Origin of the sequence: Sphingomonas trueperi, from assembly GCF_040545965.1 — a bacterium.
GTDB lineage: Bacteria > Pseudomonadota > Alphaproteobacteria > Sphingomonadales > Sphingomonadaceae > Sphingomonas > Sphingomonas trueperi_C.
The window spans coordinates 402,099-422,234 of the sequence record NZ_JBEPMV010000004.1; the positions used below are offsets into that span (position 1 = coordinate 402,099).

The window sequence follows — 20,136 nt, forward strand, 5'->3', positions numbered from 1 at the left end:
CGCGTATTGCGTTTCGACGCGCGGCAAACAACCTATCTGCCAGTAGGTTTCGGGATAGGGTTCAAATTCCCGCATACCATTGGTAGCCGCTCATATCCTCCCAGGTGCCGCCCTTGCCCTTGCCGATCCCGGCCAGCGAGGCGACTGCCTCGATCCCCACGAGATATTTGGCCTGCTTGTAGCCGAGCTGCCGCTCCACCCGCAGCCGCAGCGGCGCGCCGTGGCCGACATCGAGCAGATGGTCGTTGAGCGCCCAGGCGAGGATCGTCTGGGGGTGAAAGGCGTCGATCAGGTCGACGGATTCATAATAGCCGCCATCGCCATACCGGTCGGCGCAATGAAAGACGATGTAGCGCGCCTGCGAACTGAGCCCGGCCGCGTTGAGGATCGTCGAAAGCTGCGGCCCCTGCCACTTGCCGATCGCGCTCCACCCCTCGACGCAGTCGTGCCGCGTGATCTGCGCGCGTTGCGGCATGTGCTGAAGCTGGTCGAGCGTGAGCTGCATCGGCTTCGCGACCATCCCGCCCACCTTCAGCCGCCAGTCGGCGAAGCGGGTGCCCGCCCAGATGTTGTATTCGGGCGTGTTGGGGTTGTGGGTGCCGTTCACCCGAAAGATCGGGCTGCGCTGCTCGGGCCGGAATTCGGTGGCGAGCGCCCCGCGGCCGATCGAGCGCTGGAGGAAGCGGTGCGCCTCCTCGGCACTGGCCAGCACCGGGCTGTCGGTGAACCGGTCGCAGCCGGCGAGCAGCCCGGCGGCGCTGCCGACCAGCAGGTTGCGGCGGGTGAGGATCATGGCTGCTTCTCCGCGGGCACGCGCCACCAGCCGGTGATCATCGAGCGCAGTTCGTTGATCGGGCCGGCGAGCAGCACCAGGGTCAGGTGGACGAGCAGGAAGGCGAGGATCGCGCCCATCGCGATGAAGTGCACCGAGCGCGCCGATTGCCGCCCGCCGAACAGCGCGGTCAGCCAGGGCCAGGCCGCGTCCATACCGGGCGAGAGCGCGACGCCCGAGAGGATCACCCCCGGCAACAACACGAACAGCGTGCCGACATAGGCCAGCTTCTGGAAGATGTTGTAGGCGCGCGGGTCCTTGGGATCATGGAAGCGCAGGGCGAGATGGTCCTTGAAGTCCTTCCACAGATGCCCCGGCCCCAGTTCGCGCGCGCGGATGCGCAGGTCGCGCAGGATATGGCCGTTCGCCAGGCTCCACAGCAGATAGACCAGCAGCCCGAACGCCAGCACCAGCGCGAAGAAGAAGTGCCAGTGCCGCGCACCGGCGAGGCTGTAATAGGACGGGATCGTCACCCAGCCGGGGAAGCGCGGCAGCTCCAGCCAGGCATTGTCGAAATTCGCGCCATATTGCCCCCAATAGAGCCGGGGATGCGCGTTGAAGATCATCAGCCCGCTGCCGACCATGATCAGCAGCGCGATTGCGTTGATCCAGTGCCACAGCCGGGTGACCAGCCGGTGGCGGTAGATCAGCTGCGTCCTTTCTGGTGGACCTTCGGCCATGTGCGCTTCCTCCTCTGGACCCGGCCAGTGTAGGAGATTCGCAGCAGCAGCGGAATCGGTTTCACCGCGGCCACAAAAATCCGGAGCGTGCATGCCCACCGACTTCCATTTCTACGAACCCGCCTCCGGCCATGGCCTTGCGCACGACCCGCTCAACGCGATCGTTGGGCCCCGCCCGATCGGCTGGGTGAGCACCATGTCGGCCGGCGGCGTGCGCAATCTCGCGCCCTACAGCTTCTTCAACCTGTTCAACTATCGGCCGCCGATCCTCGGCTTCGCCTCCACCGCGTGGAAGGACAGCGTCGCCAATATCGCCGAGACCAAGGAGTTCGTCTGGAACCTTGCGACGCGCCCGCTCGCCGAGGTGATGAACGCGACCTCGGCGCCGGTCGACCCGGAGGTCGACGAGTTCGCCCATGCCGGTATCGAAGCACTCCCCTCGCGCACCGTGCGCCCGGATCGCGTCGCCGGCAGCCCGGCGCAGTTCGAATGCCGGCTCACCCAGCTGATCCGTCTGGAAAACAAGGAGGGCGCGGAGGTCGATACCTGGCTGGTGCTGGGCGAGGCGACCGGCATCCATATCGATCGCGCGATGCTGGAGGACGGCGTCTACCAGACCGCCCGGGCCCGCCCGATCCTGCGCGGCGGCGGCCCGGCGGACTATTTCGAGGTCGGCGAGGACGCGCTGTTCAGGATGTTCCGCCCGGGCTGACGCCCGGCTCGGGCAGGATCGGCGGCGTCGAATCCGGATAGGTCAGCCAGGTCTTCCAGAGTTGGTGGACGCGCGCTTGGGTTAGCTCGATCCGGCAATTGAGCAGCGCGGCATTGCGGATCGAGCCGCCCTGCCAATGCGCATAGACCGCGTCGCACTCGCCCTTGCGCCAGGCGATCCACCTACCCTGCGCCTCGTCGAACGCCTTGACCACCGTCACCCCGTCGCTCGCGGCGCGCTTGCGGGCGGCGACCAGATAGGTGTTCATCTCCACCTCGGCGGCGTTGCTGGCGCGCGCGAGGCACAGGTTCATGTCCACCGTGGTCTTCGCATCGGCGCAAGGGTCGGCGGGGGCGGCAAGCGCGAGGGCGAGCAGGAGCAGCGGCATGGCCGCATCCTACAAGCAGAAGCGTGCAGGGCTCAACCGAGCGCTGCGAACTTCTCTTCGGCCTCGCGGTCGAGCTGCGCCCGGCTCTTCTTCTCCGACGCGGTCTTCAGCTGGCCGCACGCCGCATCGATATCGCGCCCGCGCGGGGTGCGCACCGGCGCCGAGATGCCGCCCTCGAACACGATGTTCGAGAAGGAGCGGATCCGCTCCGGCGTCGAGCATTCGTACGGCGCGCCCGGCCAGGGGTTGAACGGGATCAGGTTCACCTTGGCGGGCAGCTTGTACTTGCGCAGCAGCCGGACCAGCTCATGCGCATCGGCGTCGCTGTCGTTCTTGTCCTTGAGCATCACATATTCGAAGGTGATGCGGCGGGCATTGTTGGCGCCCGGGTAATCGGCACAGGCCTGGAGCAGCTCCTCGATCCCGTATTTCTTGTTGAGCGGCACGATCTCGTCGCGCACGTCCTTGGTGACCGCGTGGAGCGACACCGCCAGGTTCACGCCGATCTCCTCGCCGGCGCGCGCCATGATCGGCACCACGCCCGAGGTCGAGAGGGTGATGCGGCGCTTGGACAGCGCAAGGCCGTCGCCGTCCATCACGATCTGGAGGCCGGCCTTCACTTCGTCGAAATTGTACAGCGGCTCGCCCATGCCCATCATCACGATGTTGGTGAGCAGGCGGCCTTCGGGCTGGCTCGGCCATTCGCCGAGCGAATCGCGCGCAAGCATCACCTGACCGACGATCTCGCCGGCGGTGAGATTGCGCACGAGGCGCATCGTGCCGGTGTGGCAGAAGCGGCAGTTGAGCGTGCAGCCCACCTGGCTGGAGACGCACAGGGTTCCCCGATCCGCATCGGGGATGAACACCATCTCGTAATCCTGCCCGTCCGGCGAGCGGAGCAGCCACTTGCGGGTGCCGTCGTTCGAGACCTGCGCCTCGACCACTTCCGGGCGGCCGATCACGAAGCGTTCGGCCAGCCAGGGGTGCTGCGCTTTGGCGATATCGGTCATCGCCGAAAACTCGGTGGCGCCGCGATTGTAGATCCAGTGCCACAGCTGCTTCGCGCGCAGCTTGGCCTGCTTGGGCTCGAGCCCGGCGGCGGCCAGCGCCTCGCGGATACCGTCGCGAGAGAGACCGATCAGGTCGGTACGCCCGTCTTCGCGCGCGGCGAGGGCACGCGGCACGGGCACGGGATCGATGTGCCCGGGGATGGGCATGGGGGCGGCCGACACTGTCTGCATCCGCCGCATATAGGCGAAAATCCCCGGCTTTTCCAGCGGCGTGATTCCGGCCGCGCCCGTCCTAACCTGGGTCATGCCGTCCCGCCATGGCCACAGCCCATCGTGAATCGGGTGTGAAGCGGAAAACCATTTCCCACTGTTACGTTACACCGATGCAAAACAGTTTCATTGTTGCGAGGAGTTGAGAATGAAGACGATCTTTTCGAGCCTGGCAATCGCCGGCACGCTGATGGCGTCGACCGCCTTCGCCCAGACCACGACCCCGGCCCAGACGACCCCGGCCGATGCGGCCCCGGCACAGACTACGCCGGCGACCCCCGACCAGGGCACCACGGGTGCAGGCACTGCCGCGACGGCGACCGCCGGTTCGGCAACCTTCACCGACACCGAGGTCCAGCAGTACGCCAAGGCAGCGCTCGCGGTGAACAAGATCAACGCGGACACCAGCATTCCGACCGCGGAAAAGAACCCCAAGTTCGTCGCCGCGATCACGTCGTCGGGCCTGCAGCCGCAGCGCTTCAACGAGATCAGCCAGGCGATGGCCTCGGATACCGCGCTCAACCAGCGCATCCAGGCGGCCGCAGCCCAGGCGCAGACCAGCGGCCAGTCGGCCCAGGCCACCGCACCGGCCAGCCCGACCGGCAACTAATCGGTTAGCTCCCCTAATGCGGCGGCGGTCCCCAGCGGACCGCCGCCGTTTTTGTGCGCGCGACTGTCATCGATCCGGAACGAAAGCCCGCCAAAGGCACCGCCTTGGGTTCGCTTCGCAAAAGGACAGGACGGAATGCGCAAAGGGATGATGGTCGCCGCGGCGGCGCTGCTGATGGCGATGGCACCGGGTGGCGCCACGCCCGACGCCGACAAGCGCCTGGATTCGCTGCGGCTCGATCAGGTCAGGGTGCTCGGCTCGCACAACAGCTACCGCCCCTATCCGCTGCCCGAGGTGGAAGCGCGCCTCCGCACGCTCCTGCCGAGCAACTGGGAAGGCCTCGCCTATGGCCATCCGCCGCTCGAAAGCCAGCTCGCGCTCGGCCTGCGCCAGCTCGAGATCGACGTCGCGCCCGATCCGCAGGGCGGGGCCTATGCCGCGCCCTATGCGAATGCCACCGACGCGATAAAGGCCGAGATGGCCGCGCCGGGCGCCAAGACGATCCACATCCCCGGCATCGACTGGCAGACGCATTGCCGCGTCTTCCGCGCCTGCATGGCGCTGTTCCGCCGCTGGTCGGACGCGCATCCGGGCCATCTGCCGGTGATGATCCTGGTCAATGCCAGCGACGTGCGCCCGATCCCCGGCGTGCGCACTACCGATATCGGCTTCGACGCCGCCACGCTTGACGCGCTCGATGCGGACATCGCCGCGACGATCGGCCGCGAGCGCGTGATCGCGCCGGATGACGTGCGCGGGTCGCTCCCCACGTTGCGCGACGCGGTGACCGCGCATCGCTGGCCGACGGTCGGTGCCTCGCGCGGCAAGTTCCTGTTCGTGCTCGATACCTCGGACGCGAACGAGGAGCGCTACCGCACCGGCCATGCCAGCCTGAAGGGCCGGATGATGTTCGGCTGGTACCCCGAGGACGCCCCCGAGGCCGCGTTCTTCAACACCCAGAGCCCGACCGAGGACCCCGCGACGATCACCCGCCGCGTGAAGGCGGGCTTCATGGTCCGCACCCGCGCCGATGCCGAGACGCTGGAGGCGCGCAATCATGACCGCCGCCGGCTCGACGCGGCAATCGCCTCGGGCGCGCAGCTGATCAGCACCGACTTTTACGAAGGCGCGCCAGATCCGCGCGGGCTCAACTGGGCCGTGTCGCTGGGGAAGAGCACGGTGATCTGCAACAGCGTGACGGCGCGCTGCCCGAAGCGCTGAAGCGTCAGCGGCGGTCCGGTTCCGGGCCGCCGCGTATCAGCACATCGCGCCGCGGCGCCGGAACGGTGATGCCGTGCTCGCCGAACAGCTTCCACAGCCGGTTGAGCACGTCGCTGCGCACATTGCCGACGCCGCTCTCGGGGTCGCTGATCCACACCAGGATCTCGTGCGCCGCGCCGTTCTCGCCCAGCGCGTTCAGCCAGACATTGGGCGGCGGCGTATCGAGCACGCGCGGGCTTTCGGTCGCCGCGCGCAGCATCAGGTCCTGCGCCAGCTCGAGGTCGCAGCCATAGGCGACCGTCACCGCGATCCGCACCCGCACGTTGCGATCGGTGTAGGACCAGTTCTCGACTTCCTGGGTCATCAGATTCTCGTTCGGAATCAGATGCTCCTTGCCGTCGCGGGTGATCACCGAGACCGCGCGCACGCCGATCTTGTTCACCCAGCCGAAACTGTCCCCCACCACGATCACGTCGCCCGGCTTGATCGATCGGTCCATCAGCAGGATGATCCCCGCGATCAGATTGCCGACCGTCTTCTGCATGCCGAAACCGATCGCCAAGCCGAATGCGCCCGAGAACACCGCGAAAGTCGTCAGGTCGATGCCGAGCAGGTCGATGCCGACGAAGAAGGCTGCGGTGACGATGGCGATGCTCGCCAGCTTCTGCCCGAGCAGCTGCTGGGTGGGATCGAGCCCCTTGGCCCGGCCGATCCACTGGGCGAGCAGCCGGTTGGCGATCCGCACAAGCGCATAGATGATCGTGACGGTGACCAGGAAGGTGAGCAGCGACAGCAGCGACAGCCGCCGCGTGCCGATGTCGAAGCCCACGCGCGCCAGCAGCGCCTCGATCACGCCCAGCCCGCCCATCGTCTTGCTGAGCAGCGAGGTGAAGGCGATCGCGCCCATCGGCCAGGTGGCGAGCCGTGGCAGGCCGAGGCCGCGCAACACCTCCACCACCGCCAGCGCCATCGCCAGCCCGAGCGCGATGCCGAGCAGCAGCGTCGCCGGCGGATGCCATGCATAGCCGCCTGCCACCGGCGACAGCAGCAGCGCGACAATGAGGTAGCGCGTGATCCGGCAAAGCCGCGCCTGGATGCCGTTGATGTGCTCTCCGGCGATGCGGTGCCACAATCCGGCAACCTGCGCGCCGATGCGCCGCCCGACCACCACGCCGATCGTGAGCGCCAGCACGGCCAGGCCCAGCGCCACCGCCACCTCGGCCAGCTCGGCCGGCGAGGGCATGCGCATCCCCATGCCGGCGAACCGGTCGAGCAGTTCGCGGATCATCCGCGCGCGGCGGCGAAGCGGGCGAAGCCTGCCTCGAGATCGGCGATCAGGTCGTCCGCATCTTCCAGCCCGACATAGAGCCGGATCATCGGCCCCTCGGCCTCCCAGCGAGACGCGGTGCGGATCCGCTGCGGATCGGCCGGAATGGCGAGGCTTTCATAGCCGCCCCAGCTGAAGCCGATGCCGAAATGCCGGAGGCCGTCGATAAGTGCGGTGCGCGCGGCATCGTCGCCGCCGTTCAGCACGAAGGAGAACAGGCCGGCGGACCCGCGGAAGTCGCGCACGAACGCCTCATGCCCCGGGCAGTCGGGCAGCGCCGGGTGGAGCACCCGCGCCACTTCGGGCCGGGTCTTCAGCCACTGCGCGATCTTGAGTCCGCTCGCGCCTGACTGGCGCAGCCGCACCTCCATCGTCCGCAACCCGCGCGAGGCGAGATAGGCATCGTCCGGGCTGGCGCAGAGGCCAAGCTGGTAGGTGGTCGCGCGCAGCTTCTCATAGTGGCCGGGCGCGGCGGTGACCGATCCCATCATCACATCGGAATGGCCGACGACATATTTGGAGCAGGACAGGATCGTATAGTCGATGCCCTTCTCAATCGCGGGGAAGTAGAGCGGCCCCGCCCAGGTATTGTCGAGCAGCGTCACGATCCCGCGCGCCTTGGCGACGGCGACGATTGCCGGCACGTCCTGCACCTCGAAGGTGAGGCTGCCGGGGCTTTCGAGCAGGATCGCCTTGGTCCGCTCGCTGCACAGCGCGGCAATGCCTTCGCCGATCAGCGGGTCGTAATAGGTGGCGGTGATCCCCAGCCTCTTGAGCATGCCGTTCCCGAAGGCGCGCGTGGGTTCGTAGCTGCTGTCGGGCAACAACACCTCGTCGCCGGGCGACAGCACCGCGAGCAGCGCGGTGGTGATCGCCGCGACCCCGGACGGGTAGAGCAAGGTCGCCTGCGCGCCCGGCTCGAGTTCGGTCAGCGCATCGGCGAGCGACCACTGGGTCGGCGTGCCGCGGCGGCCATAATAGAGCTTGTGGTGCGTGTCGGCGCTGCCGCGCTCCCGCATTTCGGCGATATTGTCGTAGAGGATCGTCGAGGCGCGCCACACCGGCGGGTTGACGATGCCTTGCGTCCATTCGGGCCGACGGCCGGCATGGACGACCTTGGTCGCGTCCTTATCGTCCTGCGTGCTCATGCGCCGACCACCTTCGCGGTATCGGGCTGCGCCCCCCATTCGGTCCAGCTGCCGTCGTAGAGTGCGATCTCGTGACCCAGCAGGTGCGCAGCGAAGACGATGATCGCCGCCGTGATGCCCGAACCGCACGTCGCGACCAACGGCCTGGTGAGGTCGATGCCGGCATCGTCGAACAGCGCGCGGAGCGCCTCGGGCTGCAGCCAATGTCCGTCGGGCTGGAAGAAGCGGCCCGAGGGGATGTTCTTCGCGCCCGGCATGTGCCCGGCGGCGCATTCGGGGCGCGCATCGGGTTCGGCGCCGGAGAAGCGCGCCGCCGAGCGCGCATCGACGATCTGCTCGGCCGTGGTGCGCATATCCTCAAGCGTCCGCAGCTGCGCGGCGGGCGTACCCGCGGTGAAGCTGGACGGCGTGGAGGTGTGCGGCCCGGTCTCCACCGGACGCCCTTCAGCGCGCCAATGGCCCATATTGCCGTCGAGGATTTCGGCATGCACGCCGAACATTCGCAGCACCCACCAGGCGCGACAGGCGGTGTGGTGCGGGCTGTTGTCATAGAGGACGATGCGGGTGGTGCCCATCACCCCCAGCTGCGCCATCCGCTCCTCGAAGACGCTGCGCTTGGGCAGCATCGAAGGCAGCGGGTTCTCGGCATCGACCAGCGTGTCGAGGTCGAGCAGCCGCGCCCCGGGAATGTGCCCCGCCTCGAATTCCGCACGCGGATCCTGTTTCGCTGCGCCCGGAATGGTGGAGGTGTAGGTCGCGTCGAGGACCAGCAGGTCGGGGGCGCCGAGCATGCCGGCCAGCGCATCGGTGGTGATCAATCCGTCCATGCGGGTAGGTCCTAGCCCTATGGAAACCGCACGGCAAACGCCTACATGGCGGCCATGGACGCCAAGCATCTCGGTAAGCAATCCGCCCTGCCCGCCAGCCCGGAGGAAGCGGAACTCGACTATGTACCCAATCCGCGTGCGGGCACGCGCTATCTGGTGCGCTTCGCCGCGCCCGAATTCACCTCGCTCTGCCCGATCACCGGCGCGCCCGATTTCGCGCATCTGGTGATCGACTATGTGCCGGGCGAGAAGATCGTCGAATCCAAGTCGCTCAAGCTGTTCCTGGGCAGCTTCCGCAACCACGGCGCGTTCCACGAAGATTGCACCGTCGGCATCGGCGAGCGGCTGTTCCGCGAGATGCAGCCGCTCTGGCTGCGCATCGGCGGCTATTGGTATCCGCGCGGGGGTATCCCGATCGACGTGTTCTGGCAGTCGGGCAAGCCGCCCGAGGACGTCTGGATCCCCGATCAGGGGGTTCCCGGATACCGCGGCCGCGGCTGAACGGCAGATTTACAGCACGGTTCATCAGGTATAGAGTTGTGCGTTGCAGCGGAACTGCAACTTATTCGAAAAACGGGAGTTTAACAGGACATAAGGCCCAGATTTGGGCCGAGTCCATCATGCAGTAGCGAAAGGTCCGCCATGGCACGGTCTCCTATGGGTCCTCGGATCCGGCATCTTGCCCTGATCGGCAACTTCCTGCCGCGCAAGTGCGGCATCGCCACCTTTACTACCGACACCTACACGGCACTGGCCGAGCGCTATCCGGAGATTCAGGTCGACGTCTATGCGATGGACGACCTGCCCGGCCACTACGCCTATCCGCCGCAGGTGACGGGTTCGATCGCGCAGAACGATCGCAGCGCCTATCTGGAAACCGCCCGCAAGATCGAGGCGAGCGGCGCCGAGGCGCTGTGGATCCAGCACGAATACGGCATTTTCGGCGGCGCGGCGGGCGAGCTGCTGCTCGCGCTGACCGACCGCGTCTCGGTGCCGGTGATCGTCACGCTCCACACCGTGCTCGAGCGCCCGAGCGCCGACGAGCGCCGGGTGATGGAAGCGCTGATCCGCCGCGCCTCGACGTTGATCGTCATGGCCGAGAAGGGCCGCGAGATCCTCAAGCGCGTCCACGGCGTCGACGACAGCAAGATCGTCAACATTCCACATGGCGTGCCCGATCGCTCCTATTCCGATACTGCGCCGTTCAAGGCGAAGTTCGGCTGGGAAGGCCGCGACGTGGTACTCACCTTTGGCTTGCTCGCGCCCAACAAGGGCATCGAGACGATGATCGAGGCGATGTCCGCGGTCGTCGCCGAGCATCCGGACGCGCTGTACGTGCTGCTGGGCGCCACCCATCCAAATTTGGTGGCGCATGAAGGCGAGGCGTATCGCGACCGACTGCTGGCGCAGGTGGAGGCGGCCGGGCTCGGCCGCAACATGCAGTTCGTCAACCGCTTCGTCGAGCAGAGCGACCTGCTCGACTATCTCCAGGCGGCCGATCTGTACGTGACGCCCTATCTGAACCCGGCACAGATCACCTCCGGCACGCTTTCCTATGCGGTCAGCATGGGCAAGCCGGTGATCTCCACGCCCTATATTCATGCAACCGAGATCCTGGCGGATGGCCACGGCGTGATCGTCGACTTCGGCGACAGCGCAGCATTCGGTCGCGAAATCAACCGTCTGCTGGGCGATGTCGCGGCGCGCAAGACGCTCGCCGACCGTGCCTATGCGCGCGGCCGTACCATGTTGTGGGCGCGGCTGGCCGAACGTGCCGTGGGCGAGATCGACGCGATCCTCGACGACAAGCCCCAGCGGCTCGCACGATCGTCAAACGAGCTTCCGCCGCTCCGCCCCGAACTCACGGCGGTGGAGCGGATGAGCGATGCCACCGGCATGCTCCAGCACTCGATCTATTCGGTGCCCGATCGCCGCCACGGCTATTGCATCGACGACAATGCCCGCGCGCTGATCCTGATGAGCAAGATCGACGCGGTCGACGAGACGGTGCGCGATCGCTGGACGGCCATCTATGGCGGCTTCGTCCAGCACGCCTGGAATCCCGACAAGCGCAAGTTTCGTAACTTTATGAACTTCGACCGCACCTGGTGCGAGGACGAAGGCTCGGAAGATTCGAACGGCCGCGCGATCTGGGCGCTGGGCGTCACCGCCCGCGACGCCCGCGCGCAGAAGCACCGCGACTGGGCCTCGGTGCTGTTCGACGAGACGGCGTCGATCGCTTTCGATCTCGGCAGCCCGCGCGCGCATGCCTTTGCGATGCTCGGCGCCGCGGCGATGGCGGAGGCGCATCCGGGCCACGCCTTGTCGCGCGAGATCCTCACCCGTTTCGGCGACGAGCTGGTCGCACTGCTCGAACGCACCCGCCGTCCGGCGTGGAGTTGGTTCGAAATCGTGCTGGCGTACGACAATGCCCGCCTGCCCGAAGCGCTGCTCCGCGCCGGCAAGGTGCTCGGCCGCCAAGACTTCCTCGACACCGGGCTGGAGACGCTCGCCTGGATCGCCGAGCGCCAGACCTCGCCCGAGGGCCGTTTCCGCGCCGTCGGCACCGAGAGCTTCGGCCGCGAATATGCCGATCCGCTGCCGTTCGACCAGCAGCCGCTCGAGGCACAGGCGACGATCGACGCCTGCCTTGCCGCGCACGAAGCGACCGGGGAAGCACGTTGGGCAGAGGAGGCGATGCGTGCCTATCGCTGGTATCTGGGTGCCAATGATCTCGACACGCCGCTCGCCAGCGTTGCCGATGGCGGTTGCTTCGATGGGCTGATGCCGACCGGGCTTAATCGAAATCAAGGTGCCGAGTCGATTCTCGCACTCCAACTGGCGAATTGCGCGATTTCGGCTCTTTCAAAGCGCAATAAAAGCGTGGCAGGACCGGAACTCGCCGTCGCCTGAAGCGATACCGGGGGACGGCGCCGTAACGAGCGCGTTCCCCGGGGGTTGCCAAATGCCGGAACTGTTTCACCATCCCTTGCGGCTTCGTGCCGATCCGTCGCGCGTCGTCGTGCGGCCGTTCCACGTCGCCTGGGCGTCAACCAATGGCGGCGCGCCCAGCCGAACCGAGCGGATCGTCAGCGAAGTGCTGGCGCTGTCGCCCGGCCAGGCGCGCGCCGAACTCGAACTGGTCCTCAAGGATTTCGAGGCGCGCCACTGGCAGACCCGCCGCGTGTTCATGACGCGCTATGACGAGATCGAGGCGATGCTCGGTCTCGACGGAGCGGCGATCGGCGACGAGAAGCGCCAGCTGCTCGGTGCCTATTTCTGCCACGAATACAGCTATGCCGCCGCCGCGCTGATGAATCCCAGCGCGGTGCCGCATTACGACCAGACCGGCATGCCGCCGGGCAGTATGCGCATCTTGATGTCGCTGCGCGCGGTTGGCGAGGGCCATATCTCCTCGGTCGCCTTCCGCGAGGGCATCATCACCGACGGCAACGAGCTGGTGCTGGCCCCCGAGCCGCCCTTCGCCACCGCCGCCGACGCGCGCGAGCCCGACGAGCGGGCGATGGAAGGCCCGGTGCGCATCTATCGCCATCGCGATTCGACGCTGTCCGGCACGGTGATCTTCCCGATCACCCGCGCCCAGTCAAACGGGCTGGAGGATCTCCGGATCTGCCACTTCACCCATGACGACGGCACGGTCGAATGGATCGGCACCTACACCGCCTATAACGGCTCGGGCATCCAGTCCGAGCTGCTGCGCACCCATGACTGGCGCGGGCTGGACCTCGTACCGATGACCGGCAGCGCCGCGCGCAACAAGGGCATGGCGCTGTTCCCGCGCAAGGTGGGCGGCAAGTACATGATGCTCGGCCGCCAGGACGGCGAAAACATCTTCCTGCATACGTCGGACGACATCACCCATTGGGAAGGCGGCGAGCTGATCATCAAGCCGCAATTCCCCTGGGAGCTGGTGCAGATGGGCAATTGCGGTCCGCCGATCGAGACCGACCAGGGCTGGCTGGTGCTGACTCACGGCGTCGGCGCGATGCGCAAATATTCGATCGGCGCGGCGCTGCTCGACAAGGACGATCCGTCCAAGGTGCTCGCCCGCTCGCGCGCGCCGCTGCTGGCGGCGGCCGACCAAGACCGCGAGGGCTATGTGCCCAACGTCGTCTATACCTGCGGCGCGATCCGCCACGGCGACAGTCTGTTCATCCCCTATGGCGTGGCGGACAGCTCGGTCGCCTTCGCCTTCGCCCCGATCCAGGCGCTGATAGACCAGATGGAGTGAGGTCCATGCCGTCGCCCCTCGTGCGGGGGCGACGGCGATGGTTCATAGCGCGGTCGGCACGCCGTCTCGCAGTTCGTGGCTGCACAGCTGGGCCTCGGGCGTGTCCTCCGCCTCCAGCGCGGTGACCGTCACCCAGCCCTCGGCACGCAGCGCGGCGCCGATTGCCGCATCGGTGCCGAACGGCAGGAACAGCCGGCGCCGCGCGTCGCCGCCCATGCCGGCATCGAGGATCGGATCGGCATAGAGCGAGAAGCCGACTGCGGGCTCCTCACGACCGCCATCGTGCACCACCGTATAGGTGCCCCCACGCCCGATCTCGCCGCGCACCCCGCGCGCGAAGATCGAGAAACCGAGCCAGGTCTGGTATTCGAAACCGTGACGCTCGGTGGGGTCCAGTGTCAGCGCGACGCCTGCCGGGATGCTCGCGGCGATGGCTGCGAGCCCGTCGATGCGGCTCGCCAGCGCGGTGCCGGCATCGGTCGCGCGCAGCTTCGCCATCGCGCTTTCGAACGGGCCGGCAGCCTCGATCAGCGGCAGATATTTGGGATCGATCGCCGCCACGCCGCCTGCGTCCTTGCCATCGAGCCGTTCGCGCAGGGTCGTCAGCTTCTCCGACGGCAACGTACCGCCGGCCAGCGTGTCGACCAGATCGGGCAGCGTGAAGTCGATCGCGAGCCCCTCGACACCCGCCGACTGCAGCGACTCGATCGCCACGCGGACGACTTCCATGGCTGCGGCTACGCTGTCGCGCCCGATGAGCTCGCAGCCGATCTGGCGCATCGCGCGGCGCGGATCGAGCGCCGGCGCCTTGAGCTTGAGCACCTGTCCTGCATAGCAGAGCCGAACCGGGCGCGGGTGGTGGCCCATGCGCGTCGCGGCGATACGGCCGACCTGCGCGGTCAGGTCCGGACGGATGGCGAGGCTTCGCTGCGACACCGGATCGACGAAGCGCACGGCATTGTGCACCGCGCCCGTCTTGAGCCGCGTCGCCAGCTCGTCAGCGAACTCGGCGAGCGGCGGATCCACCTGTTCATAGCCATAGAGACGCGCGAGCCCCAGCACGCGCGTCTCGAGCCGGGCTGCCGCATCGGCGGCAGGCGGCAATCGATCGTGAAACCCTTCGGGGAGGAGACCAGTCATGGCCGCCTCCCCTAATGGCTTCAGAAGCCGAGCGCCATCGCGGTCTTCACGCCCGGCAGCGCGCGGACTTTGCCGAGCAACGCGTCGTCCACTGCCTCGTCGACCGAGAGCAGCAGGATCGCCTCGCCGCCTGCCGAACGGCGGCCGAGGTGGAAGGTGCCGATGTTGACGCCCGCCTCACCCAGCGTGGTGCCGAGGCGACCGATGAAGCCCGGCGCGTCCTCGTTGACGATGTAGAGCATGTGCCCGGCGAGATCGGCCTCGACCTTGATGCCGAACAGCTCGACGAGACGCGGCGCGGCATTGCCGAACAGCGTGCCCGCCACCGAGCGGTCGCCCGCCTGGGTGCCGACGGTAACGCGCACCAGCGTGTGATAATCGCCTTCGCGATCATGACGAACCTCGCGCACATCGAGACCGCGCTCCTTGGCGAGGAACGGTGCGTTGACCATGTTCACCGTGTCCGAATGGACCCGCATCAGGCCCGCCAGCACTGCGCTGGTGATCGGCTTCTGGTTGAGCTCGGCCGCCGCACCCTCGACTTCGATGGCGATGCTGGTCAGCTCGCCATGCGCCAGCTGGCCGACCAGGCCGCCCAGCTTCTCGGCCAGCGCCATGTACGGCTTGAGCCGCGGCGCTTCCTCGGCCGAGAGGCTCGGCACGTTGAGCGCGTTGGTGACGCCGCCGGTCACCAGATAGTCGGCGAGCTGTTCGGCAACCTGGATCGCGACATTGACCTGCGCCTCCGTAGTCGAGGCGCCGAGGTGCGGGGTCGCGACGAAGTTGGGCGTGCCGAACAGCGGATGCTCCTTGGCCGGCTCCTGCACGAACACGTCGAGCGCCGCGCCGCCGATATGGCCCGAATCGAGCCCGTCCTTCAGCGCCGCCTCGTCGATCAGGCCGCCGCGCGCGCAGTTGATGATCCGCACGCCCTTCTTGGTCTTGGCGAGATTTTCGCGGCTGAGAATGTTGCGGGTCTGGTCGGTCAGCGGCGTGTGCAGCGTGATGAAGTCGGCGCGCAGCAGCAGATCGTCGAGCGTCATCTTCTCGACGCCCATTTCCAGCGCGCGCTCGGGCGTGAGGAACGGGTCATAAGCGATCACGCGCATTCGCAGGCCAATCGCGCGGTCCGCCACGATCGAGCCGATATTGCCCGCGCCGATCAGGCCCAGCGTCTTGCCGGTCAGCTCGACACCCATGAAGCGGTTCTTCTCCCACTTGCCGGCCTGGGTCGAGACATCGGCCTCGGGCAGCTGGCGGGCGAGCGCGAACATCAGCGCGATGGCGTGCTCGGCGGTGGTGATCGAGTTGCCGAACGGGGTGTTCATCACCACCACGCCCTTGGCCGAAGCCGCGGGGATGTCGACATTGTCGACGCCGATACCGGCGCGGCCGATGACCTTCAGGTTGGTCGCGTGTTCGAGAATGTCCTTGGTGACCTTGGTCGAGCTGCGGATGGCGAGGCCGTCATAGTTGCCGATGATCGCCTTGAGCTCGTCCGGGGTCTTGCCGGTGATCTCGTCCACTTCGACGCCGCGCTCGCGGAAGATCTGCGCGGCCTTAGGGTCCATCTTGTCGGAAATCAGTACCTTGGGCATGGAATGCTCCTGTGCACAACGGTGCGCCTGCGACGGCAGGCGCCCGGAATTCGTGAGGGAATCGCGTGTGGCCCTAGGCTCCTGCTTTCGCAGGAGCACGGCCGGATCAGCCCGCCTTGGCGGTGGCGTAGGCCCAGTCGAGCCAGGGGCCGAGCGCTTCGATATCGGCGGTGTCGACGGTGGCGCCGCACCAGATGCGCAGGCCTGCCGGCGCATCGCGATAGCCGGCCACGTCATAGGCCGCGCCTTCCTTTTCGAGCAGCCCGGCGAACTTCTTGATGAAGTCGGCATCGGCGCCCTCGACGGTGAGGCACACGCTGGTGCGCGAGCGGATCGCCGGATCCTCGGCGAGGTGGCCGAGCCAGTCGCGCTCGGCGACGATCTTGTCGAGTGCGGCGGCGTTGGCGTCCGAACGGGCGATCAGTCCTTCGGCGCCGCCCAGGCCCTTGCCCCATTCGAGCGCGAAGATCGCGTCTTCCACCGCCAGCATCGACGGCGTGTTGATCGTCTCGCCCTTGAACACGCCCTCGGCGAGCTTGCCCTTGGAGACGAGGCGGAACACCTTTGGCAGCGGCCAGGCCGGCGTGTAGGTCTCGAGACGCTCGACCGCGCGGGGCCCGAGAATCAGCACGCCGTGTGCGCCCTCGCCGCCCAGCACCTTCTGCCAGGAGAAGGTGGCGACGTCGATCTTGTCCCAGGGCAGGTCGTAGGCGAACACCGCCGAGGTCGCGTCGGCGAAGCTCAGGCCTTCGCGGTCGGCGGCGATCCAGTCGCCGTTCGGCACGCGGGCGCCCGAGGTAGTGCCGTTCCAGGTGAACAGCACGTCGTTCGACCAGTCGACGGCGCCCAGATCGGGCAGCTTGCCATAATCGGCACGCAGCACGGTCGGCTCGAGCTTGAGCTGCTTGGCAGCATCGGTGACCCAACCCTCACCGAAGCTTTCCCAGGCGAGCGTGGTGACGGGGCGGGCGCCCAGCATCGTCCACATCGCCATTTCGAAAGCGCCGGTGTCCGAGCCCGGCACGATGCCGATGCGATGCGTGTCCGGCAAGCGAAGCAGCTCGCGCATCAGGTCGATGCAATATTGGAGACGGGTCTTGCCCAGCTTCGAGCGGTGCGAGCGGCCGAGCGACTCGGTGGCGAGCTTCTCGGGCGACCAGCCCGGGGGCTTGGCGCAGGGACCAGAGGAAAAATAGGGACGCGCCGGTTTGGTAGCGGGCTTCGCAGGCGCAGTGGTGGCGTCGGCGGCAGTCAAATCAGTCATGTAGACTCTCCTCACAGAGAGCACGCGCGGCGTTGGGACCGCGTGGCCCGTCGACGGCCCTAACCGCGGCGGCACAAAAGTCAATTCAGCACATCGTTGCGATGGAACAATGTTGCGGGTCCGTGCCTTTGCTGCGCAGCTTTGCAGGACAACAGGGAGATACGACATGCGGACGATTCTGGCGGCCGGGCTGGCCGCGATGCTCCTGACCACCCCGGCCATGGCGCAGCAGCAGAAGCAGAGCGTCGGCGAAGGCGCGCAGGCGCCGCTGCGCGACCTGCGGATCAACGAGAAGAAGATTCCCGACGTGCTGCTGCTGGCGGCTTCTGCCCCCTATTCGTCGCAGGGGACCAAGAGCTGCACGCAGATTCGCGCGGGCATCGCCAATCTCAACGCCGTGCTCGGCACCGATGCCGATGCGCCTAGCGCCAAGGGCGGCAATGGCGGTGCGATCGCGGCGGCGGGCAGCCGCGCGATCATCGGTACGCTGATCCCAGGCTTTGGCCTGGTGCGCATGGTCACCGGCGCCGACAAGCAGGAGAAGCGGGTGACCGCCGCGCTCTACGGCGGCACGATTCGCCGTGCCTATCTGAAGGGCCTCGGCGTCTCGAAGGGCTGCCGTCCGCCTGCAGCACCGACCGCAACCGCGCGCGCCGCGGTGCCGTCGCTGCCGGTCGACAAGGACGACAAGGACGACAAGAAGAAGGATTGATCGCCCAAAATCCCCCTCCCGCACGCGGGAGGGGGGCGAAAGGGCCGATGGCGGATCGCTTGACGAACGGCACAAAAAAGGCCGGCGGATCGCTCCGCCGGCCCCTCTTTTTGCGTTGGACGCGGACTTAGAAGTCCATGCCGCCCATGCCGCCCATGCCACCCGGCATCGCCGGAGCAGCGGACTTGTCTTCCGGCAGCTCGGCAATGGTCGCCTCGGTGGTGATCAGCAGGCCGGCGACCGAAGCCGCGTTCTGCAGTGCGGTGCGCACCACCTTGGTCGGGTCGATCACGCCGGCAGCCACGAGGTTCTCGTAGGTGTCGGTCGCGGCGTTGAAGCCGAACGAGGTGTCGTTCTGGTCGAGCAGCTTGCCCGAGACGACGGCGCCGTCCTGGCCCGCGTTGCTGGCGATCTGGCGAACCAGCGCAGTCAGCGACTTGCGGACGATGTCGATGCCGCGGGTCTGGTCCTCGTTCGCACCCGACAGGCCTTCGAGGGCCTTGGTCGCGTACAGCAGGGCCGTGCCGCCGCCGGGGACGATGCCTTCTTCAACGGCTGCGCGGGTTGCGTGCAGCGCGTCGTCGACGCGGTCCTTGCGCTCCTTCACCTCGACTTCGGTCGCACCGCCGACCTTGATCACGGCCACGCCGCCGGCGAGCTTGGCGAGACGCTCCTGGAGCTTCTCACGGTCGTAATCGCTGGTGGTGACTTCGATCTGCTGGCGGATCTGCTCGGTGCGAGCCTTGATCGACTCGGCTTCACCGGCGCCATCGACGATGGTGGTGTTGTCCTTGTCGATGGTGACGCGCTTGGCGGTGCCGAGCATGCCGAGCGTGACGGTCTCGAGCTTGATGCCGAGGTCTTCGCTGATCACTTCACCCTTGGTGAGGACGGCGATGTCTTCCAGCATCGCCTTGCGACGATCGCCGAAGCCCGGTGCCTTGACCGCTGCGACCTTCAGGCCGCCGCGCAGCTTGTTGACGACCAGGGTCGCCAGCGCTTCGCCTTCGATGTCCTCGGCGATGATAAGCAGCGGACGACCCGACTGCACGACCGCCTCGAGGATCGGCAGCATCGACTGCAGGTTCGACAGCTTCTTCTCGTGGATCAGGATGTACGGATCCGCGAGCTCGACCGCCATCTTCTCCGGGTTGGTGATGAAGTAGGGCGAGAGGTAGCCGCGATCGAACTGCATGCCTTCGACGACGTCGAGCTCGAATTCGAGACCCTTCGCCTCTTCGACGGTGATCACGCCTTCCTTGCCGACCTTCTCCATCGCCTCGGCGATCTTCTCGCCGACTTCACGGTCGCCGTTCGCCGAGATGATGCCGACCTGGGCGACTTCCTGCGAGCCCGAGACGGGCTTCGAGCGCGCCTTGACGTCCTCGACGACCTTGGCGACGGCGAGATCGATGCCGCGCTTCAGGTCCATCGGGTTCATGCCGGCGGCAACCGACTTCATGCCTTCGCGGACGATCGCCTGCGCCAGAACGGTCGCGGTGGTCGTGCCGTCGCCGGCGATGTCGTTGGTCTTCGAGGCCACTTCGCGCACCATCTGCGCGCCCATGTTCTCGAACTTGTCCTTGAGCTCGATTTCCTTCGCGACCGACACACCGTCCTTGGTGATGCGGGGCGCGCCGAAGCTCTTCTCGATCACGACGTTGCGGCCCTTCGGGCCCAGCGTGACCTTCACCGCGTCGGCGAGAATGTCGACGCCGCGCAGGATGCGCTCACGAGCGTCGCGCGAAAACTTTACGTCCTTGGCTGCCATGGGACTGCCCTTTCAAATTTCGCTAAGTTTAGGAAGTTGAGGAGTGTGCGAGGTCGCTCAGCCGACGATGCCGAGGATGTCGCTTTCCTTCATGATCAGCAGGTCTTCGCCGTTCACCTTCACTTCGGTGCCGGACCACTTGCCGAACAGGATGCGGTCGCCGGACTTTACGTCGAGCGGGGTCACTTTGCCATCTTCGGCCTTGGTGCCGGTGCCGACGGCGACGACTTCGCCTTCCTGCGGCTTTTCCTTGGCGGTGTCGGGGATGATGATCCCGCCGGCGGTCTTTTCCTCGGCTTCGACGCGGCGGACGAGCACGCGGTCGTGCAACGGACGGAAGTTCATTGCCTGATCCTCTTTCAGGTGGAAATCGC

The 20,136-nt window shown here is 67.0% G+C and carries 19 protein-coding genes; 7 read left to right on the plus strand and 12 right to left on the minus strand.

Annotated features, from left to right (window positions below; translation table 11 throughout):
• Window positions 1–61: 61 nt before the first annotated feature.
• Together ABIC35_RS13370 and ABIC35_RS13375 are read right to left on the minus strand one after the other, a co-directional pair.
• Window positions 62–793 (minus strand): molybdopterin-dependent oxidoreductase, encoded by a 732-nt coding sequence (locus ABIC35_RS13370; protein ID WP_121072539.1) that lies wholly within the window; start codon window positions 791–793, stop codon window positions 62–64.
• Window positions 790–1,512 (minus strand): cytochrome b/b6 domain-containing protein, encoded by a 723-nt coding sequence (locus tag ABIC35_RS13375; RefSeq protein WP_121072540.1) that lies wholly within the window; start codon window positions 1,510–1,512, stop codon window positions 790–792. Before ABIC35_RS13375 ends, ABIC35_RS13370 begins: the two co-directional genes overlap by 4 nt.
• A gap of 91 nt (window positions 1,513–1,603) precedes the next feature.
• On the opposite strand from ABIC35_RS13375, the gene ABIC35_RS13380 reads away from it, so the two are divergent.
• The gene (locus tag ABIC35_RS13380; protein ID WP_121072542.1) at window positions 1,604–2,224 is read left to right on the plus strand and encodes a flavin reductase family protein; all 621 of its coding nucleotides are present in this window, start codon (window positions 1,604–1,606) and stop codon (window positions 2,222–2,224) included.
• Here the strand turns inward: ABIC35_RS13380 and ABIC35_RS13385 are convergent.
• The gene (locus ABIC35_RS13385; RefSeq protein ID WP_121072544.1) at window positions 2,202–2,612 is read right to left on the minus strand and encodes a lysozyme inhibitor LprI family protein; all 411 of its coding nucleotides are present in this window, start codon (window positions 2,610–2,612) and stop codon (window positions 2,202–2,204) included. The genes ABIC35_RS13380 and ABIC35_RS13385 overlap by 23 nt on opposite strands.
• A gap of 32 nt (window positions 2,613–2,644) precedes the next feature.
• A complete protein-coding gene (gene rlmN, locus ABIC35_RS13390) occupies window positions 2,645–3,829 on the minus strand; it encodes a 23S rRNA (adenine(2503)-C(2))-methyltransferase RlmN (protein WP_436286784.1) in 1,185 nt (394 codons plus the stop codon).
• Between the two features lie 211 nt (window positions 3,830–4,040).
• Between rlmN and ABIC35_RS13395 the strand changes: the two genes are divergently transcribed.
• Both ABIC35_RS13395 and ABIC35_RS13400 read left to right on the plus strand, forming a co-directional pair.
• Window positions 4,041–4,502: a DUF4168 domain-containing protein gene (locus ABIC35_RS13395; RefSeq protein WP_121072545.1), complete on the plus strand. Its 462-nt coding sequence runs from the start codon at window positions 4,041–4,043 to the stop codon at window positions 4,500–4,502.
• Between the two features lie 135 nt (window positions 4,503–4,637).
• On the plus strand, window positions 4,638–5,723 hold the full coding sequence (locus tag ABIC35_RS13400; RefSeq protein WP_121072547.1) for a Ca2+-dependent phosphoinositide-specific phospholipase C: 1,086 nt from the start codon (window positions 4,638–4,640) through the stop codon (window positions 5,721–5,723).
• 4 nt (window positions 5,724–5,727) lie between these two features.
• Here the strand turns inward: ABIC35_RS13400 and ABIC35_RS13405 are convergent, their stop codons facing one another.
• From ABIC35_RS13405 to ABIC35_RS13415, 3 genes are read right to left on the minus strand one after another with little or no spacing between them, the layout of a single operon-like run.
• Entirely contained in the window at window positions 5,728–7,011 is a 1,284-nt protein-coding gene (locus ABIC35_RS13405) for a mechanosensitive ion channel family protein (RefSeq protein WP_354278481.1), read from the minus strand.
• The gene (metC, locus tag ABIC35_RS13410; protein WP_121072549.1) at window positions 7,008–8,198 is read right to left on the minus strand and encodes a cystathionine beta-lyase; all 1,191 of its coding nucleotides are present in this window, start codon (window positions 8,196–8,198) and stop codon (window positions 7,008–7,010) included. The genes ABIC35_RS13405 and metC overlap by 4 nt, the downstream gene beginning before the upstream one ends.
• Window positions 8,195–9,025, minus strand: a complete 831-nt coding sequence (locus ABIC35_RS13415) for a sulfurtransferase (protein ID WP_121072551.1) — start codon at window positions 9,023–9,025, stop codon at window positions 8,195–8,197. The genes metC and ABIC35_RS13415 overlap by 4 nt, the downstream gene beginning before the upstream one ends.
• A gap of 54 nt (window positions 9,026–9,079) precedes the next feature.
• Between ABIC35_RS13415 and queF the strand changes: the two genes are divergently transcribed.
• The 3 genes from queF (at window position 9,080) to ABIC35_RS13430 (ending at window position 13,277) form a co-directional block, all read left to right on the plus strand.
• Window positions 9,080–9,526, plus strand: coding sequence for a preQ(1) synthase (gene queF / locus ABIC35_RS13420; RefSeq protein ID WP_121072553.1), 447 nt, complete (start codon window positions 9,080–9,082; stop codon window positions 9,524–9,526).
• A gap of 141 nt (window positions 9,527–9,667) precedes the next feature.
• Window positions 9,668–11,938 carry a glycosyltransferase family 4 protein gene (locus tag ABIC35_RS13425; RefSeq protein WP_121072555.1) on the plus strand — a complete coding sequence of 757 codons (2,271 nt, stop codon included), beginning with the start codon at window positions 9,668–9,670 and terminating at the stop codon, window positions 11,936–11,938.
• Between the two features lie 52 nt (window positions 11,939–11,990).
• Window positions 11,991–13,277: a glycoside hydrolase family 130 protein gene (locus tag ABIC35_RS13430; RefSeq protein WP_121072557.1), complete on the plus strand. Its 1,287-nt coding sequence runs from the start codon at window positions 11,991–11,993 to the stop codon at window positions 13,275–13,277.
• Between the two features lie 42 nt (window positions 13,278–13,319).
• Here the strand turns inward: ABIC35_RS13430 and ABIC35_RS13435 are convergent, their stop codons facing one another.
• The 3 genes from ABIC35_RS13435 to ABIC35_RS13445 all read right to left on the minus strand — a co-directional run bounded on the left by ABIC35_RS13435 (window position 13,320) and on the right by ABIC35_RS13445 (window position 17,279).
• Window positions 13,320–14,417: an ATP phosphoribosyltransferase regulatory subunit gene (locus ABIC35_RS13435; RefSeq protein WP_121072559.1), complete on the minus strand. Its 1,098-nt coding sequence runs from the start codon at window positions 14,415–14,417 to the stop codon at window positions 13,320–13,322.
• Window positions 14,418–14,437: 20 nt separating this feature from the next.
• Window positions 14,438–16,015 carry a phosphoglycerate dehydrogenase gene (gene serA, locus ABIC35_RS13440; protein ID WP_121072561.1) on the minus strand — a complete coding sequence of 526 codons (1,578 nt, stop codon included), beginning with the start codon at window positions 16,013–16,015 and terminating at the stop codon, window positions 14,438–14,440.
• Window positions 16,016–16,121: 106 nt separating this feature from the next.
• Window positions 16,122–17,279, minus strand: a complete 1,158-nt coding sequence (locus tag ABIC35_RS13445) for a phosphoserine transaminase (protein WP_121072563.1) — start codon at window positions 17,277–17,279, stop codon at window positions 16,122–16,124.
• A gap of 166 nt (window positions 17,280–17,445) precedes the next feature.
• Between ABIC35_RS13445 and ABIC35_RS13450 the strand changes: the two genes are divergently transcribed.
• Window positions 17,446–17,991: a hypothetical protein gene (locus tag ABIC35_RS13450; protein WP_121072565.1), complete on the plus strand. Its 546-nt coding sequence runs from the start codon at window positions 17,446–17,448 to the stop codon at window positions 17,989–17,991.
• A gap of 127 nt (window positions 17,992–18,118) precedes the next feature.
• On the opposite strand, the gene groL is transcribed toward ABIC35_RS13450, so the two are convergent.
• Both groL and groES read right to left on the minus strand, forming a co-directional pair.
• Complete coding sequence (gene groL, locus ABIC35_RS13455; RefSeq protein WP_121072567.1) at window positions 18,119–19,762, minus strand: chaperonin GroEL; 1,644 nt, start codon at window positions 19,760–19,762, stop codon at window positions 18,119–18,121.
• A 57-nt stretch (window positions 19,763–19,819) separates the two neighbouring features.
• Window positions 19,820–20,107 carry a co-chaperone GroES gene (gene groES, locus ABIC35_RS13460; RefSeq protein ID WP_010544804.1) on the minus strand — a complete coding sequence of 96 codons (288 nt, stop codon included), beginning with the start codon at window positions 20,105–20,107 and terminating at the stop codon, window positions 19,820–19,822.
• Window positions 20,108–20,136 lie beyond the last annotated feature (29 nt).